14 protein-coding genes and 1 pseudogene are annotated in these 16,946 nt (G+C 42.8%); 13 read left to right on the plus strand and 2 right to left on the minus strand.

Annotated features, from left to right (window positions below; genetic code table 11):
- Positions 1 to 50: 50 nt before the first annotated feature.
- The gene (locus AC4E8D_RS16870; RefSeq protein WP_221821416.1) at positions 51 to 686 is read left to right on the plus strand and encodes a TetR/AcrR family transcriptional regulator; all 636 of its coding nucleotides are present in this window, start codon (positions 51 to 53) and stop codon (positions 684 to 686) included.
- A gap of 143 nt (positions 687 to 829) precedes the next feature.
- Here AC4E8D_RS16870 and AC4E8D_RS16875 read toward each other — a convergent pair whose 3' ends face one another.
- Positions 830 to 1,087 carry a GlsB/YeaQ/YmgE family stress response membrane protein gene (locus tag AC4E8D_RS16875; protein WP_024630063.1) on the minus strand — a complete coding sequence of 86 codons (258 nt, stop codon included), beginning with the start codon at positions 1,085 to 1,087 and terminating at the stop codon, positions 830 to 832.
- A 157-nt stretch (positions 1,088 to 1,244) separates the two neighbouring features.
- On the opposite strand from AC4E8D_RS16875, the gene AC4E8D_RS16880 reads away from it, so the two are divergent.
- The 6 genes from AC4E8D_RS16880 to AC4E8D_RS16905 all read left to right on the plus strand — a co-directional run bounded on the left by AC4E8D_RS16880 (position 1,245) and on the right by AC4E8D_RS16905 (position 7,725).
- Entirely contained in the window at positions 1,245 to 1,952 is a 708-nt protein-coding gene (locus AC4E8D_RS16880; RefSeq protein ID WP_127549319.1) for a response regulator transcription factor, read from the plus strand.
- A 41-nt stretch (positions 1,953 to 1,993) separates the two neighbouring features.
- On the plus strand, positions 1,994 to 3,388 hold the full coding sequence (locus tag AC4E8D_RS16885) for a sensor histidine kinase (protein WP_221821417.1): 1,395 nt from the start codon (positions 1,994 to 1,996) through the stop codon (positions 3,386 to 3,388).
- A gap of 101 nt (positions 3,389 to 3,489) precedes the next feature.
- Positions 3,490 to 4,194: a hypothetical protein gene (locus AC4E8D_RS16890; protein ID WP_260632760.1), complete on the plus strand. Its 705-nt coding sequence runs from the start codon at positions 3,490 to 3,492 to the stop codon at positions 4,192 to 4,194.
- A gap of 409 nt (positions 4,195 to 4,603) precedes the next feature.
- Entirely contained in the window at positions 4,604 to 5,578 is a 975-nt protein-coding gene (locus tag AC4E8D_RS16895; RefSeq protein WP_221821418.1) for a phosphotransferase enzyme family protein, read from the plus strand.
- Between the two features lie 325 nt (positions 5,579 to 5,903).
- The gene (locus AC4E8D_RS16900; RefSeq protein WP_221821419.1) at positions 5,904 to 6,479 is read left to right on the plus strand and encodes a TetR/AcrR family transcriptional regulator; all 576 of its coding nucleotides are present in this window, start codon (positions 5,904 to 5,906) and stop codon (positions 6,477 to 6,479) included.
- Between the two features lie 205 nt (positions 6,480 to 6,684).
- On the plus strand, positions 6,685 to 7,725 hold the full coding sequence (locus tag AC4E8D_RS16905; protein WP_221821420.1) for an NADH:flavin oxidoreductase: 1,041 nt from the start codon (positions 6,685 to 6,687) through the stop codon (positions 7,723 to 7,725).
- Between the two features lie 293 nt (positions 7,726 to 8,018).
- Here the strand turns inward: AC4E8D_RS16905 and AC4E8D_RS16910 are convergent, their stop codons facing one another.
- Positions 8,019 to 9,038, minus strand: a complete 1,020-nt coding sequence (locus AC4E8D_RS16910) for an alpha/beta fold hydrolase (RefSeq protein ID WP_221821421.1) — start codon at positions 9,036 to 9,038, stop codon at positions 8,019 to 8,021.
- A 145-nt stretch (positions 9,039 to 9,183) separates the two neighbouring features.
- Here AC4E8D_RS16910 and AC4E8D_RS16915 point away from each other — a divergent pair, with 145 nt between their 5' ends.
- The 6 genes and pseudogenes from AC4E8D_RS16915 (at position 9,184) to AC4E8D_RS16940 (ending at position 16,921) form a co-directional block, all read left to right on the plus strand.
- Positions 9,184 to 10,092: a LysR family transcriptional regulator gene (locus tag AC4E8D_RS16915; protein WP_221821422.1), complete on the plus strand. Its 909-nt coding sequence runs from the start codon at positions 9,184 to 9,186 to the stop codon at positions 10,090 to 10,092.
- 66 nt (positions 10,093 to 10,158) lie between these two features.
- Positions 10,159 to 10,875, plus strand: a complete 717-nt coding sequence (locus AC4E8D_RS16920) for a class I SAM-dependent methyltransferase (RefSeq protein WP_221821423.1) — start codon at positions 10,159 to 10,161, stop codon at positions 10,873 to 10,875.
- Positions 10,876 to 11,131: 256 nt separating this feature from the next.
- The gene (locus AC4E8D_RS16925; RefSeq protein ID WP_221821424.1) at positions 11,132 to 13,063 is read left to right on the plus strand and encodes a fructose-1,6-bisphosphatase; all 1,932 of its coding nucleotides are present in this window, start codon (positions 11,132 to 11,134) and stop codon (positions 13,061 to 13,063) included.
- 178 nt (positions 13,064 to 13,241) lie between these two features.
- Positions 13,242 to 13,892: pseudogene (locus AC4E8D_RS16930) on the plus strand (RCC1 domain-containing protein); the annotation flags it as partial.
- Positions 13,893 to 14,252: 360 nt separating this feature from the next.
- On the plus strand, positions 14,253 to 14,453 hold the full coding sequence (locus AC4E8D_RS16935; RefSeq protein WP_047843207.1) for a cation transporter: 201 nt from the start codon (positions 14,253 to 14,255) through the stop codon (positions 14,451 to 14,453).
- A gap of 80 nt (positions 14,454 to 14,533) precedes the next feature.
- Positions 14,534 to 16,921: a heavy metal translocating P-type ATPase gene (locus AC4E8D_RS16940; RefSeq protein ID WP_486094569.1), complete on the plus strand. Its 2,388-nt coding sequence runs from the start codon at positions 14,534 to 14,536 to the stop codon at positions 16,919 to 16,921.
- The last annotated feature ends 25 nt before the right edge of the window (positions 16,922 to 16,946 follow it).

The raw sequence follows: 16,946 nt of genomic DNA on the forward strand, positions 1-16,946 counted from the left end.
CGGAACTCTAATTAATTTCTGATGGTATACCTATAAGGGGGCACGTAAGAATGGATCATACGGAAAACAAGAAAATCCGCAAAGGCTCTTCAGACAAAAGAGCTAAAATTATGGCGGCAGCACGAGACCTGTTTCTTTCCGATGGGTTTGATCGATCCAGCGTTGATGCGGTCGCAGCTAAAGCGGGAGTTTCCAAACGGACAGTTTATGATTATTATGGCGACAAACAGAATCTACTGCTTGCCGTTGTTGAAGAATCCAGTTTGGCGGTTCTTGACATGATTGAGCAAGGGATTTCAGATCACCTCTTGGAATTCGAGGATCTGAAGCAGGCGCTCATCTTATTTTGCGAACAAATCGTAGCTTCTGCGAACGGTTCGTCCGATTACATGGCTTTGATCCGTCTGGTTATGGTGGAAGCCGCCAACCTGCCAGACTCGTTTTTTGATAGGCTGGATAACGCAACTGAAGAGGGGATTATCAGGAGGTTTACAGAGTTTGGACAAACCGGATTGCTCCATGTGCCCGATCCTGAAATGGCTACAAAGCACTTCGCTGCATTAACGTTTTTATTGGTATTTAATCAACCTAGAAAAACAGAGGCATTCGAAGAGGAACAAACCAAACGTATCATCACTGAAGGCGTACGCGTCTTTCTTAGTGCTTATGGACCTCGTACCGTTTAAAACGAAAATCAACCATCATACTGATTGCGATTTTGTTCAAAAAATAAAAAAGGACCGTAAATGTTCATCTTCCATCGATGAATGCTTTCGGTCCTTTTGTGTTTATCCTTAATGAACGACGGTATAGTTCCCGTCTCTCTTGGTTAACGTCTTCGGAAGGCTCCGCCGCGTGCCAGAGCGAAGAAGATGAGCAGAGCAATAATCGAGCCAACGATGGCGGGAATAATATGAAATCCGCCAATCACCGGCCCCCTTGGTCCCAGCAATTCCGTTCCTAACCAGGAACCGATAAAACCCGCAATAATGTTTCCAAGTACACCGCCCGGTACGTCCCGCCCAATCAAGTTGCCGCTTAACCAGCCAATAAGTCCACCAACAATGAGTACCCAGAGCAGATCCATGGATTGTTCTTCTTTCTTCGGGGTTATTACAGGTTATGTAGGGTTCGTTTGAATATACCTCATCTTCCTGCGGGTGGAGGAATCTAAATCGCCTGTGCTAAGATGGGTTAATAGTTGATTAAAGCTGGTGAAAACAGGGCTAGATAGGGGTGTACAGTTGAAGAAAATCCTAGTCATTGATGATGAAATCGCAATTCGAGATTTAATTGAGCTGGTGCTAAGGCGAGAAAACTACGATGTGCAGACCGCAGAGGACGGCAAAACGGGCTTGCAGCTGCTCGACTCTTTTCAACCCGATATAGTGGTACTTGATCTGATGCTGCCAGACTGCTCCGGATATGACTTGTGTAAGGAAATTACCGGGAAACGTGCCGTTCCTGTGATCATGCTCTCTGCCAAAAACGAGGTGATTGACAAGGTATTGGGACTCGAGCTAGGGGCGGAAGATTACATGACCAAACCCTTTGACAACCGTGAATTGCTCGCTCGGATCAAGGTCATTCTGAGAAGAAACGAGAGCAAGGAAGAATCAAGTGAAGGAACAGAGGTGAAATCTACACGCATCATTCATGAAGAGCTGACATTTGATCTGGAAAGCCGCAGGGTGCTGAAAAACGGTGTACCCGTGTCTTTAACGGCTAAAGAGTTTAAAATTCTGGAAACGTTACTCAAAAGGCCAGACAAAATCTTTACCCGGGATGAGCTGTTGCAGATCGGATGGGGATATGATTTTATGGGAGACAGTCGCAGTGTGGATATGACCATCATGCGGTTACGGAAGAAGCTGGAGGATAACGCGGACGAACCGAAGTATGTCAGGACGATCTATGGATTTGGCTATCAACTTGGAGGTGGCGAGGCCTGAAGTATGCAACCCGGTTACTGCTGAATTATTTATTTTTCTCCGTGCTGTCCTTTGGCATCATCATTTTTGCGGTGAATAAAGCCATCGATTACTACAGCTTCATTACCATTGAGAAACAGATGATGGAGAAAGCGGATCTGTCCGAGTTGTCCTTCCGTGAGGTGTTGTCGCAACATAGGTCATCTTCAGGAGAGCCCCAGACCAAGGAAATTGTCAGACTTGCTCTAGAGAAGCTGAAAGCTTCAGGCAAGGAAGTACGTATCTATGACAGCTCCAAGCAGTTGCTGGGCCTGGCTGTGGATGGCATCATCATTAATGATGCCAAACCGCTTATTTTTGACAAAAATATAGAGAAAGCCCTGAGCGGCAGTTATACCTACACCGTCACGGAAGATCATCTGCTTTATTTTGCGACGCCCATTCAGGATCAATTCTACGAAAACGCTTATGTGTATGAGTTCGTGGAGGATATTTCCTACTTTTATGCGATTATGGATCAAATCCGTTATATCCTGTTTGTCGGCGCAGGCGGATTTATTATACTGATTACGTTATCCAGTCTGTGGATTGCCCGCAACACAACCAAGCCGATTAAACTGTTGCTTAGCGCTGCGCAAAGTTTCTCTAGACAGGAGTTTCGTAGAGTTCATCTAAACCGGAAGGATGAGCTGGGCATGCTGGCAGATGGGCTGGATTCCATGGGGCGGCAGCTTCATGATTACATTCAGTATCAGAAACAATTTGTCTCCAACGTATCTCACGAGTTAAAAACACCCTTGGCAGCCATTCGTGGTTTCTCTCAATACTTGGTTGAAGGGGAGACTGAGAACAAGGAGCTGCAAAAAATCTATGCTCATCTGCTGCAGGAATCGGATCGGCTGACACGCTTGATTAATGAACTGTTGTTGTTATCCCGATTCGACAAGGCTGGTTCTAACGAACTGGAAGTCGAGACAACGGAAATGAATGAACTTATTCAGGAAGTCACAATGAATATGGGAGCCAAGGCTAAGGATAAAGGTATCGAGATCAGAGTCAGTCAAGTGGAGGAAGAACCAGATGATGAGGGTACGACAAAAGTTTACGCCAACGTGAATCCAATGCTGATGTCCCATGCGATCGCGAACCTTGTGGACAATGCCATCAAATATTCAGGCAGTCCATCGCTAATCGAATTGAAGTTGGAACATACGCCAAGTGAGGTAGTTATACGGATACGTGATCAAGGGATCGGTATCTCGGGCGAGGAGCTGGAGCGAGTGCAGGAACGTTTTTACCGGGCCAAAAATGCTAGCACAGCGAACGGTTCAGGTCTTGGGCTTTCTATTTGCAAGGAGATTGTCGAGCGGTTTAATGGTTATATTGACATGGAAAGTCAAATCGGGGAAGGAACAACCGTTACGATTGTGTTGCCCCGTGCGGAAACACAATCGTAAATAATTAACGTTACAAGATTGGTACATTTCTGTTATGAGACTAACAAATGTTTTATTTATAATCACTTCATAAGAACAAATCACACATTTATGGAGGGATCATGATGAAATTGATAAACAAAGCAACAGGTGTTATCGTACTAGGTGCTCTACTAACGGTGGCATTAGCGGGCTGTCAGTCCAATGATGCTACGCCCCCAGCAACCGGACAGAACACAGCGAATGAACAGAGCAAAGGCGAAGGAGCAACCAATTCTCCTGCGCCTGCTTCCGAAAGTTCGGAAGAAAAGGGTACTGAAGCTATTAAAGAAGGTTCGATGGAGAAGGAAGGCAATGTGGTGCTGAAGGAGCTTGCTTTTGTCTATAATGAGCACACCATTGCGATTTCGGATACAGCGAATGAAGACCAGATGGAACAGATGCTGGGCAAACCGGATAACCTGAAATCTCATACGTACAGTGCCGACGATGGAACCAACATGGATACGTTAATCGGTTTTACAGAAAAGGTCTATACGTATCCTGGTCTGGAGATTAAAACAATCAGTATACCGGAAGGAAAACAAGACTCCATCTTTCATATCGAAATCACAGATCCTAAGTACACGACAGTGCGAAACATTAAAGCAGGAGATAGTCTGGATACACTCAAAGACGCCTACCCCGAGGGGAAACTGCTTGGTGATGGAGCCCCTAATGAGGAAGATGACTACCGTTACGAGCCATCCAATTATGTGGATGTAATGTCGTTTCATATCAAGGATGCCAAGGTAGAGAGCATTCAGATCTACAGCCTTTTGGATTAATATTTAGTCGAAAGACAAGAAGATAGTCCTATTGAAGTCGCTAATTTATCGGCTTTTTTATTTTATCGGTACAATGGGATGCCATGGCATACACAGGGTAGGATCTGATATCAGTAAAGAAAACGTAACGATTGTCCTAAGTATACGATTGTATAACAAAGCGAAAGGGTCATCCCTCATAGGATGGCTCTAAAACTTGCTGTTACAGACAACACGGAGGACAGTATCGTAAACGAAGAAGGTCGATTGAACTAAAGGGAAACAATAGTTCCATGAAACCAAAGGGGACCGCCGATCAACAGGATCGGCCGGGCAGTAAAGTTTAGTTATAATCAACTTTTATCACCATAAAATAAAGTTCACTTGGTAAAATTGTAAAGTAAAAATCACATTAACTGGAGTGGATACTATGCTTTCTGAAGAAGATTATGCGAAGGTGGCGAAAGAAGCTTTACATCAATACCCAATCTATTGGGAAAAACTTCTGTATCTCGGAAAGAGTGATAATGTTACATTTCAAGTTCAGACCAACGATGATCATCAAAAGTTTCTTATCAAAATCCATATCTCAACAATTTCCATTCAATCAAAAGGGAATATCGCATCAGAGCTTATTTGGCTTGAAGCTTTGGTTAAAGATACAAATCTCGTCGTACCTGCACCTGTTAGAAATCTTCAAGGTGATCTGGTAACAGAAATCTCAACTGATCTTAGCGAAAATACAATCATGGCGACTATTCATCATTGGATTCATGGAAGCGTACTTCAAAGAGAGCCAACAAGTAATGAAACTGAAAATTTAGCTCTCTTAATGGCGGCTCTACATAAACATTCTATGCAGTGGAATGCACCTGAAGGCTTTAATAGACCAATATACAATTCTGATCATTTATATTCATCACTAAATCAATTAAAACGGTTAGTAAATTTAGAGCTTATCCCAAGTGAAGTGTTTGTTCATGTGGAAGAGTCAGCACATAAAATAGCAAATGTGATACAAAATTATAAACCTTTGCCAAGTAACTGGGGAGTTATTCATTCTGACCTTCATGAGAGTAACTATGTATTTTATGACAATACTCCTCAACCTATAGATTTTTCGAATTGTGGCTATGGCTTTTATTTATTTGATATGGCTGAAACATTTTTGCATCTTTCATCTGATAATAGGAAAGTATTTATTTCATCGTATAGCAAAGTAAATCAACTGGAAGAGAATTATGTCGAGTTATTAGAAGCATTTTTTATTTGGTCAATCATTAGGACTTTCGCATTCCATTCACTAAATCCAACTGAACAACAATCCTTAGCGGCAAGTTTTCCATCAGTTATTGAAAACTATTTTAGGAAATATCTTAAAGGAGAAAAATTTTTGTTAAACTAAGGAGTAGGTTAGTGTAATTTCCCGTTCTAGATAACGTTATAATATAAACAGAGTTCAAGACATGAATACAAGATATAGACAAAAGGCTAAAGAAGATATTAAAAGTTAATGCTTTATTGCGCTAACGTAGAAATTATAATTGAATAAACGACGAAAATGAAGCTGCCTGTGTTAGCCGGCAGCCTTCATTACGTTAACGGGCAGGATAGATGAATTTTGTGAATATACGCCAGGTATGCGAACGACAAAAACATAAACAGTTTTCAAACAGGATGTAAAATGATCAGTTCTTGACTGCATGGTCAATAACTGATACATTAATCCCATGAGCAGACCAAGAGAATTTGATGTCGATCGTGTATTACACCAGTCTATGGAAGTGTTCTGGAATCAAGGCTTCAAAGCAACTTCTTATGAGGACCTTACGCGTACTACAGGAGTCAAAAAGCAAAGTTTGTACTGTGTTTTTAAAGACAAGCGATCGTTGTTCCTGAAGGCGCTGGCACTTTACCGTGAACAGGTTATAGCGAAACTGAAACAGATTGAAGCCCTGGATTCGTCTCCCGTTGATAAACTGGATACCTTACGATATTCCCTTTTAGACGATGAAACTAGCTGCCAAGGGTGTCTAATTGTGAATGCATCACTCGAATTCGGAACAGATGACGAGCAGGTCACACGAGAAGCTGAGCTCATGGCAGAAGAGATTCAACTGGTATTAGAGAAGATCATACGTAGTGGCCAGAAACAACAGTTAATTTCCAACCGGTATACGAGTATAGAGCTTGCATCTTATCTAAATAACACCATTCTTGGTGTGAGAGTTATGGAGAAATCAGGTTCATCCCGTGAACAGATCGAGACGGTTCTGCGTACTTCATTTGGCATGATCATGTCTTGATCTTTTTTTTGTGAAATTCTTGACTACGAAGTCAAAAATAATTGAAGGCGGATTAATACACCACGAAACCTTGAAGGAGGTGGAGCTTTTCGATAAAAATCGTGTATTGATTCATTTGGAAATAACGTCTAGCTGTTAACCAGGCTGGTTGCTGTTTAACATCTCCTAGGTCAATTTATATAAAACGAAATATGTGGAGGTTATTATGAATTATTCTCAATCCGTAGAAGCATTGTTCCAACCTGTAGAGTTAGGTCACTTGAAGTTATCCAATCGGATCGTGATGGCGCCGATGACGCGTCAATTTTCTCCGGACGGTATCCCGGGTTCGAATGTTGCGGGCTATTACCGCCGTAGAGCAGAGAACGCAGTGGGACTTATTGTAACAGAAGGGACAATAATTAATCATCCGGATGCATCCAATCAAGCCAATGTGCCGCACTTTTATGGCGAAGCTGCAATGAATGGTTGGGCACATGTTGTATCTGAAGTACATGAAGCTGGCGGTCGAATTATTCCACAGATCTGGCATATGGGAGCCAAAGGTCATGTTAATGATTATTCGGAAGCTGAGATTGCTACAATCGTTCAGGAATTCGCACAAGCAGCCTCAGAAGCGAAACGCGTTGGGTTCGATGGTGTTGAAATCCATGGAGCACACGGCTATCTGATCGACCAATTCCTGTATGAGAAAACCAACTCTCGTACAGATCGTTACGGTGGAGATATGATGGCTCGCACACGTTTTGCAGTTGAAGTGATTGAGGCTTGCCGTAAAGTAGTGGGATCGGAATTCCCTATTGTACTGCGTTTATCTCAGTGGAAGACAGATGATTATCAGGCTAAATTGGCTGAAACACCGGAATTACTAGAGCAGCTTCTTGCACCGTTGGTTCAAGCTGGAGTCGATATTTTCCACTGTTCCACACGCCGTTTCTGGGAGCCGGAATTCGAAGGGTCTGATCTGAATTTTGCTGGATGGACCAAAAAACTGACTGGTAAACCAACAATTACTGTTGGATCGATTGGTCTTGATGGTGACTTTACAAGTCTGTTCACAGAAGGTAAAGGCGCAAGTAACGTCGGTATCGAGGGATTGGTACAACGACTTCAGAATGATGAGTTTGATCTGGTTGCTGTAGGCCGTGCTCTTCTAGTCGACCCTGAATGGGTTAAGAAAATTCAAGAAGGACGTATTGATGATCTGGTTCCATTCACAAGAGAGGCGATGACTGTACTTACTTAATTGCAGTTATAATCATTAGGAATATGTATTAATTAAACACACCTTCAAGATCATCTTGGAGGTGTGTTTATAATGGCAACCAGAGTGAGCTATCCGGTGGAATTAAAGATGAAAGACATAGAGATGAGACTGGCAGAGGATGCAAAAGAAACATCGGAATAAGGTCCTCAACTTCATTATTGCTGGTTCCTTAATTTCTACATCATCACTCAACAACACCACTGCTCGGGGGGGAGCTCTCCCTCCGAAAGATCAACGCTTCTCTTCACTGAATTCCCAATGCAAGTGACGATCTATTCATTAGTGCTAAGTGACAACAAGTGTTTTAGATTGTCATCAATCAATTGATTATCGGCACTGTTGATTCCACGACCGGCAAAATGGCCCCAGATCGATTGAATTGGTTTCAAGACAGCATTAGGTATACGCTTAGCTTCATATTCATTATCGTCCGCTGTGCAGAAGAGATCCGTGCTTCCCGGCATGATACAGGCAAGTGCTTTTATGCTCTGAAGTGCTTTATCAAAGTCTCCGTTATAGGAGGGGTTTGCACTGATATCAGCATGTTGGCCTGTCCATAACATGGCCAGAACATTATGCGGATCCATATTCATAAAGCTATTTTCCCAGACACCAGCTACAAAATCCTCCAATGTGTCAAATCCCATCTCACGGTAATGCTCTTCTCTATAAAATGCATGTGATAGTCCCCATCCTGCATAGACCCGACCAACGGCACGCATGTCTGTAGAACTTAGTTGGTTTAATTTATTTGAGTCGAAGCCGACTGCAGATAGCAGTGAAGCTTTCACGCCTTCCAGGACCACAAATGTGTGTGGCCAAGGTTTGGCGATGCCTCCGAAAGGTGCGATTCGTTCAACCATCTCCGGGTAACTTGCCCCCCATTGAAATGCCTGAATGCCGCCCATCGACCACCCGACGACGAGAGCAATCTTTTCAATACCGAATTTTCCGGTCAGCAGTTGTTGCTGGAATCGAACGTTGTCATAGATGGTTACCTGTGGAAAGTTAGCCCGATCGAATGGAGGAGGCGTGTTACTGGGAGAGGAAGAGAGCCCATTGCCCAGCAAATTGGGAACGATAATAAAATATTTCTCTGGATCCAGTGCCATCCCGCTGCCAATGAGCCATTCATTCTGAATATGCTGATCTCCAAAAGCCGTTGGATAGACAATAACATTATCTTTCTGTTCATTTAATTTTCCGTAAGTTTGATAAGCGAGATAAGCGTTTGGTAACGTCACTCCTGATTGTAAGAGTACATCACCCAAATTAAAAATTTCATAATCCATCGTATAATTGCTCCCTTCAAAATGAAAAACCACATGTTCACTGTGATCTCTTGTACTCAGTATAGAGCTGTGATACTCTCAATAAAAGTGAATATAATTAAAGATAGTATTCAATAAAATTGAAAGATGAAGGAGGGATCATCGGATGGAATTCCGTCAACTGAATACGTTTTGTACGGTTGCAAAAACTTTGAATTTCACGCGGGCAGCAGAAGCGCTGAGCTACGTTCCTTCCAACGTCACGATGCAAATTAAAGCATTGGAAGATGAGCTAGGGGTTCGCCTCTTTGATCGGTTGGGCAAGCAACTCGCGCTCACAACTGCGGGTAAACGCTTTTTAACACACGCCCAAGGCGTTCTCGAAAAAATGGACGAAGCTCGAAGTGCTGTCCATGATAATGAAAAACTAAGTGGTACTTTAACGATAAGTGCCAATGAGGTTATTTGCTCCTACCGGCTTCCACCTATCTTCCAACGGTTTCGTTCGCAGCATCCGGGAGTTCGCCTAATTTTCCGCTCAGTTCCGAATCAAGAGCTCAAGCAAACGCTCTTTGAGGGAACCACGGATATTGTTTATATGTTGGATGAACCCATTCGCTCGAGTGGACTTTCCGTGGAACCCTTGCTGGAAGAACATTTCCGATTGTTAGCTGCTCCAGATCACCCACTCGCCAAACGAACTGTGCTGCAATTGGAAGATTTTCATGATGAAGTGTTCCTGACAAATGAGAAGGGTTGTCCCTATCGGACGATGTTTGATCGGTCATTTGAGAAAGAGGGCATTGATAGCATTACATATTTAGAGTTTCAAAGTGCTGAAGCCATTAAACAATGTGCAATTTCAGGAATCGGTATTGCCTTTCTTCCTGAGATCGTCGCGGAATCTGAAGTTGAACGTGGAGAACTTGTTGTCCTCCCATGGAAAATTCCGGACTTGCAGGTATATACACAGATGTTGTGGCATAAAGACAAGTGGCTTTCACCAATCATGTTATCTTTTATAGAAGCAACTAGGGTAGTTTTTGGTTCACAGAGTGAAAATAAAACCGTATAGCTTATGTACGAGACATCAAACTCTTGAGCACAGTAAAATGCTGTTGAAAGTGAGGAGACATTATTTATGATTCCATTAGTATATGACCAGATTAACCATTGGGGAAAAGACGATGAATTTTTCCTTTCATTGTTAAAGAGATTACAAGTAGAATCTGTAGCTGACCTGGGCTGTGGAACAGGAAGATGGACTACTCATCTTGTTCAGTACGGTTATAAAATTACCGCTATAGATCCCAATGAAGAAGCGATTGAAATAGCGCGAAGTAAAGATAATTCTGAAAGTGTGGAATGGATTATAGGTGATAGTGCGGATTTACAAACCAATACCTATGATGCGGTAATTATGACAGCGAATGTTGCACAGGTATTTCTTACAGATGACAGCTGGAAACGAGTAATCTCAGACGTATTCCGATCCCTAAAAATCGGGGGTCACTTTATTTTTGATACAAGAAACCCTTTGGTAAAAGGATGGGAAGAATGGGAGAAGGACAAAACTCCTGACTTAGCTAAAGATAGACTAAGCGGAGATCCTTTAGAAATTTATACAGAATATGAAGGGTTTGAGGGAGATATTTACACTTTCTATGAAATAGTAAAAAATACTAAAACAGACAAAGTGTTAGTTCATGAAAAAATGCAGCTGAGGTTTCGAAATCAAGAAGAATTCGATGAGTCGCTGAAACAAATCGGTTTTTCAAAAATTAAAACATATGGTGATTGGGAATTCAAACAAGCAAATTCTCAGAATAGATCGTTTATTTTTCATTGTGTAAAATAGCAGTTAGTAAAAAAATTTCAAGGGACCAGAGCAGATTGAACACACTTCTTATTCCTAAAATAACTACAAAACATGGTTCATTCAAATCCATTCAATGAAATTTGTTCATATATGATGAACTGGAGTATGATGGGGGAAGGCGTTGCTGATAATTATCATATAATCAATGCCAAGTATAGAGTGTAATTTGATATAGGTCTAAAGCTTTTGGACCCGGCTATACAACATCATACTTCCTTGAAGGGGGACATCTGTTTTGGATGAGCAGTTTCTAGATTTATTGGCCGAGAAATATGATACGGAAGAAAAAATCATAACAGAGATCATCAACCTTGAAGCGATCTCCAATCTCCCAAAGGGAACCGAACATTTTGTCAGTGATTTGCATGGGGAGTTCCACGCTTTTCAGCATGTACTAAGAAACGGTTCGGGTACCGTCAAAGAGAAAATCAAAGAATTATTCCGGGAGGTTTGGACAGATCAAGAAATCAATGATTTTGCGGCGTTAGTTTATTACCCGGAAGAAAAAATACAGCTGGTTATAGGGGAACTGAGCAATAAACAGGCTTTGAACCAGTGGTACAGACTAACAATTGAACACATGCTTAAGCTTATTTCTTATGCCTCTTCCAAGTATACACGCTCAAAATTGCGTAAAGCTCTGCCGGAGCAATATGTATATATTGTAGAAGAGCTTTTATACAAGACGGATTCGACCAACAATAAGAATCCTTATTACGAGGAAATATATCGGCAAATTATATCCTTGGGCCAGGCGGACAATCTCATTATCGGACTTGCTTATACGACACAGCGCCTGGTCGTTGACCATCTTCATGTGGTTGGAGATATCTATGACCGGGGGCCGTACCCCGATAAAATTATGGATACGCTGATCAACTACCATTCTGTAGACATACAGTGGGGGAACCATGATGTCCTCTGGATCGGAGCCTACGCAGGTTCCCTGGTCTGTCTTGCGAATATTATTCGGATCTGCGCCAGATACGACAATCTGGACATCATTGAAGATGTATACGGAATCAATCTGCGCCCACTGCTAAACCTGGCGGAGAAATATTATGAAGACAATCCGTCCTTCAGACCTAAGCTGCAGGCTGGCCATAATGTATCGGAGCAGGAAATTCTGCAGATCACCAAAATTCACCAAGCCATTGCCATGATCCAGTTTAAACTTGAAATCCCGATTATCAAGAGACGCCCATACTTTAATATGTCTGAAAGACTTTTGCTGGAGCAGATTGATTACGACAACAATGAAATCAATATCTGCGGTAAAACGTACCTGCTGGAAAACACCTGTTTCGCAACCGTAAATCCGCAGAAACCTGAACAATTGCTGGAGGAAGAACGTCAGGTGATGGAAAAGCTGTTGTTTTCCGTTCAGCATTCCGAAAAGATGGCCAGACATATGAATTTTCTCATGAAAAAGGGCAGCCTTTATTTAAAATACAACGGGAATTTGTTAATCCACGGCTGTATTCCTTTGGATGAAGAAGGAAATATGGAAGAACTGCAGATTGAAGACAAGACATATGCGGGCCGTCAATTGCTTGATGTTTTTGAAGATTATCTACGTTACGCCTTTGCGCATCCGGAAGAGACAGAAGATCTGGCGACGGATATGGTATGGTACATCTGGACAGGAGAATGTTCCTCGCTCTTTGGAAAGAGAGAAATGACCACTTTTGAACGGTATTTTATCCAAGATAAAGAAGCACATAAAGAGAGAAAGAATCCGTACTACCATTTACGTGAAAATGAAGAGATCTGTCGAAAAATCTTGCAGGAGTTTGATTTGAATCCAGATCATGGACATGTCATTAACGGCCACACACCAGTCAAAGAAATTAGTGGAGAGAGCCCTGTTAAAGCAAACGGAAAAATGATCGTGATTGACGGCGGTTTTTCCAAAGCCTATCAATCCACAACGGGAATTGCCGGATATACCTTGTTGTACAATTCCTTTGGCATGCAACTTGTCGCCCATAAGAAATTTAACTCAAAAGAAGATGTCTTATGTAACGGAACGGACGTGTTATCTCTAAAAAGATTGGTGGACAAAGAACTGGCACGGAAACTAGTGAGGGAAACCAATGTCGGTGAACAGCTGTTACAGAAAATCTCAAATTTGAAGGATCTATTAGACTATCGCGACATGAAATGAAACGATTGCTAAAAATACACACCTGGATCAACCGTTTGAGTGCAATATGACGTAGACGCTCGTATTGGGCAGGGAAGTAATAATACCCAGCCTGTACGAGCCTTTCTTTTGTAGCAGTGCGATCTAACAACGTAGAGGAAATGTAAATTTGCCTTCAATTAGTGGAGAGGAGGAAGATATGGACTACAATTCACGGAAGGAAGCAGTGTTTGAGACGAAACGGTTCCGTAACTGTACCATAGCGGCAGGTCGTCGTCATACCGTTGCTCTTAAATCTGACGGAACAGTAATAGCGGTGGGTGATCATAAATACGGTCAATGTAAGGTAAGCGATTGGTGCCATATTGTCGCAGTTGCTGCTGGTAATGTTCATATGGCTACGAATACCGGTAATGCCCATACCGTTGGTCTTAAATCTGATGGTACGGTAACAGCTATAGGTTGGAATAAGCATGACCAATGCAATGTAAGCGAATGGCGCGATATAGTAACCGTTTCGGCAGGTTGGTGCCGAACTGTTGGGGTTAAATCAGATGGCACCGTGGTGGCGGTGGGGCGAAATAATGAAGGGGAATGCAACGTGAGCAGCTGGCATGATATTGTATCGGTCACGACGGGTGACTGGCATACAGTTGGTCTAAAATTAGACGGAACGGTAACAGCGGTTGGTAACAACAAGTATAACCAATGTAGCATAAACGACTGGAGCGACATATTGGCTGTTTCGGCGGGATGTGCCCATACGATTGGACTGAAATCGGATGGTACGGTGGTTGCTGTGGGTGATAATGATTGTGGACAATGTGATGTAAATGGATGGAGTAGCATCCAACAATAAATAAGGGAATTTTATATCGAGAGACAAGATCATGACCCCATTGAAGTCGCTATTTTAGCGGCTTTTTTATTTTATCGGTACAAGTTTTCCCAAGTCAAGGACATGAACATGGTCCGATTACCGATCAGCATACAGATAATCGGTTCTTCTCTCCATAAATTCATTGAGCTAACGAGAAAGATAGTTCATATAGGGTGGAGGGGTATAAAAAGATGTTGACTAAATATAGGGTAGGGGGGTATAGTATTTAACAAGAGGTCAACGAGACCTGAGGAACTGGCCTCGAGAGTACAGCCCATCGTTTAGGTCAAACTAAACCAAAAAATTACCCACAAGAAGGGACGAAATAAGATGAAAAACATTGTATTGAATGTACAAGGTATGAGCTGTCAACATTGTGTAAACTCCATCGAAGGTGCTCTGAAAGAAATTGGAGTGAGTGGCAAGGTGAACCTCAGTGATGATTCGGTTGAAGCGACGTATGATGAAAATCAAGTCTCCTTGGAGCAAATTAAAGAAGTTATTGAAGAGCAAGGCTACGAAGTAGCGTAAGTAATGGACGATGAGGGGAGTGAGTTATTGTGGCAACAGCAGCGGCTCAGACAAAACAGTCGAGTATACAAATTACAGGTATGACCTGTGCAGCTTGTGCAAACAAAATCGAAAAAGGCCTCGGTAAGATGGACGGGGTCACATCAGCAAATGTTAACTTTGCTTTGGAAAAGGCGAGTGTAACGTATGATCCCACGAAAGTGGAAATGAAAGAACTTGAGGAAAAAATCAAAAAACTTGGATATGGTTCCGTATCAGAGGTTGCGCAATTCAATCTTGAAGGCATGACCTGTGCAGCATGTGCGAACAAAATTGAAAAGGGCCTGAACAAATTGCCCGGCGTGACTAACGCTTCAGTAAACTTCGCCATGGAAACGGCTCGAGTTGAATTTTCTCCTGGTGAAGTTTCCATCGAAGACATGAAAGACAAGGTAAGAAAACTCGGTTATACAGCGATCAGCAAAGCAGACGGTTCCAGTGGTGGTGCAAGTGAGCATCGTGCTAAAGAACTGAGCAATCAAAAACGGAAATTACTGATTTCGGCAATTCTTTCCTTGCCGTTGTTGTGGACTATGGTAGGTCACTTCTCGTTCACTTCATGGATCTATGTACCGGAATTGTTTATGAATCCGTGGTTCCAACTAATTCTGGCTACACCAGTACAATTTTATATTGGTAGACAGTTCTATGTGGGTGCGTATAAGGCTCTCCGGAATGGGAGTGCGAATATGGATGTGTTGGTATCACTTGGCACCTCTGCAGCGTACTTCTACAGTTTATATTTGACCATTCAATGGTCAAGTATGGCTGACGGGATGCATCATGGTCCATCCCTGTATTATGAAACGAGTGCGGTCCTTATTACTTTGGTTCTTATGGGTAAATTGTTTGAATCACTTGCGAAAGGCCGAACATCAGAGGCAATTAAATCACTGATGAGTCTGCAGGCGAAGACGGCATTAGTGGTTCGGGATGGCAAAGAACTTACCATTCCAGTGGATGAAGTCATTGTAGGAGATGTTGTCCTTATTCGCCCAGGAGATAAAGTTCCTGTAGACGGAGAGGTGCTGGAAGGGATCTCATCTGTAGATGAATCCATGCTTACGGGCGAAAGCCTTCCAGTAGAGAAACAAGTCGGAGATGCTGTGATTGGAGCTACGATTAATAAAAACGGTATTCTTCGGATCAAAGCAACCAAAGTAGGTAAAGAAACCGCTCTTGCACAAATTATTAAGGTTGTTGAAGAAGCTCAGGGATCAAAGGCACCAATTCAGCGGGTAGCCGATGTGATCTCTGGCATATTCGTCCCGATCGTTGTAGGAATTGCAATAGTTGCTTTCGTGGTTTGGTACTTCTGGGTTACACCAGGCGATTTTGCAGGTTCGTTAGAAAAAGCAATTGCGATTCTTGTTATCGCATGTCCTTGTGCACTTGGACTTGCAACCCCAACATCCATTATGGCGGGGTCTGGTCGTTCGGCTGAACTAGGGGTGTTGTTCAAAGGCGGAGAGCATCTGGAGCAGACGCATAAAATTGATGCGATCCTTCTGGATAAAACCGGTACTGTTACAAAAGGTAAACCTGAATTGACTGACGTCGTCGCTCTTGGCAATGAAAATGAATTCCTGAAACTTGTTGGAGCTGCAGAGAAAAATTCTGAGCATCCACTTGCAGAAGCCATCGTTGTAGGCATCCAGGAACGAAATATCGAACTACCAGGAACACAATCCTTTGAAGCATTTCCGGGCTTCGGAATCCAGGCAACGGTTGAAGGTAAACAACTACTCGTGGGTACACGTCGACTGATGGAAAAGTATAATATCGATGCAAAAGCAGCTTATCATTCGATGTCACGTTTGGAAGAAGCGGGCAAAACCGCGATGCTGGTTGCCATTGATGGCCAATATGCAGGTATGGTCGCTGTAGCAGACACGATTAAAGAAACTTCGAAAGCTGCAGTGAGCCGTCTGAAAGAAATGGGCATTCAGGTCATTATGATTACAGGTGACAATGAACGGACGGCAAAAGCCATCGCTGCTCAAGTAGGTATTGACCACGTTCGTGCAGAGGTCTTGCCGGAAGGAAAAGCGGAAGAAGTGAAAAAACTGCAATCTCAAGGTAAAAAAGTGGCCATGGTTGGCGATGGTATTAACGATGCACCGGCTTTGGCAACTGCAGATATTGGTATGGCGATTGGTACGGGGACAGATGTAGCGATGGAAGCAGCTGATGTAACACTTATGCGCGGCGATCTATCCAGTATTCCTGATGCTATCTACATGAGTCGTAAGACTATGAACAACATTAAGCAAAACTTGTTCTGGGCACTTGGTTACAACACTTTAGGCATCCCTATTGCAGCTATCGGTCTGTTAGCACCATGGGTTGCAGGAGCAGCGATGGCCTTGAGTTCGGTATCCGTCGTTCTAAACGCCCTGCGATTGCAACGCGTAAAAGTACGTCACTAGTCAAAGTACTAGAATAGGAGCGAAC

Source organism: Paenibacillus sp. SRL342, from assembly GCF_984798905.1.

Bases quoted from the DNA above. Each gene is read 5' to 3' on its own strand.
- AC4E8D_RS16870 (WP_221821416.1), top strand. From the start codon at position 51: ATGGATCATACGGAAAACAAGAAAATCCGCAAAGGCTCTTCAGACAAA.
- AC4E8D_RS16875 (WP_024630063.1), bottom strand. From the start codon at position 1,087: ATGGATCTGCTCTGGGTACTCATTGTTGGTGGACTTATTGGCTGGTTA.
- AC4E8D_RS16890 (WP_260632760.1), top strand. From the start codon at position 3,490: ATGATGAAATTGATAAACAAAGCAACAGGTGTTATCGTACTAGGTGCT.
- AC4E8D_RS16895 (WP_221821418.1), top strand. From the start codon at position 4,604: ATGCTTTCTGAAGAAGATTATGCGAAGGTGGCGAAAGAAGCTTTACAT.
- AC4E8D_RS16900 (WP_221821419.1), top strand. From the start codon at position 5,904: ATGAGCAGACCAAGAGAATTTGATGTCGATCGTGTATTACACCAGTCT.
- AC4E8D_RS16905 (WP_221821420.1), top strand. From the start codon at position 6,685: ATGAATTATTCTCAATCCGTAGAAGCATTGTTCCAACCTGTAGAGTTA.
- AC4E8D_RS16910 (WP_221821421.1), bottom strand. From the start codon at position 9,038: ATGGATTATGAAATTTTTAATTTGGGTGATGTACTCTTACAATCAGGA.
- AC4E8D_RS16915 (WP_221821422.1), top strand. From the start codon at position 9,184: ATGGAATTCCGTCAACTGAATACGTTTTGTACGGTTGCAAAAACTTTG.
- AC4E8D_RS16920 (WP_221821423.1), top strand. From the start codon at position 10,159: ATGATTCCATTAGTATATGACCAGATTAACCATTGGGGAAAAGACGAT.
- AC4E8D_RS16935 (WP_047843207.1), top strand. From the start codon at position 14,253: ATGAAAAACATTGTATTGAATGTACAAGGTATGAGCTGTCAACATTGT.
- AC4E8D_RS16940 (WP_486094569.1), top strand. From the start codon at position 14,534: ATGACCTGTGCAGCTTGTGCAAACAAAATCGAAAAAGGCCTCGGTAAG.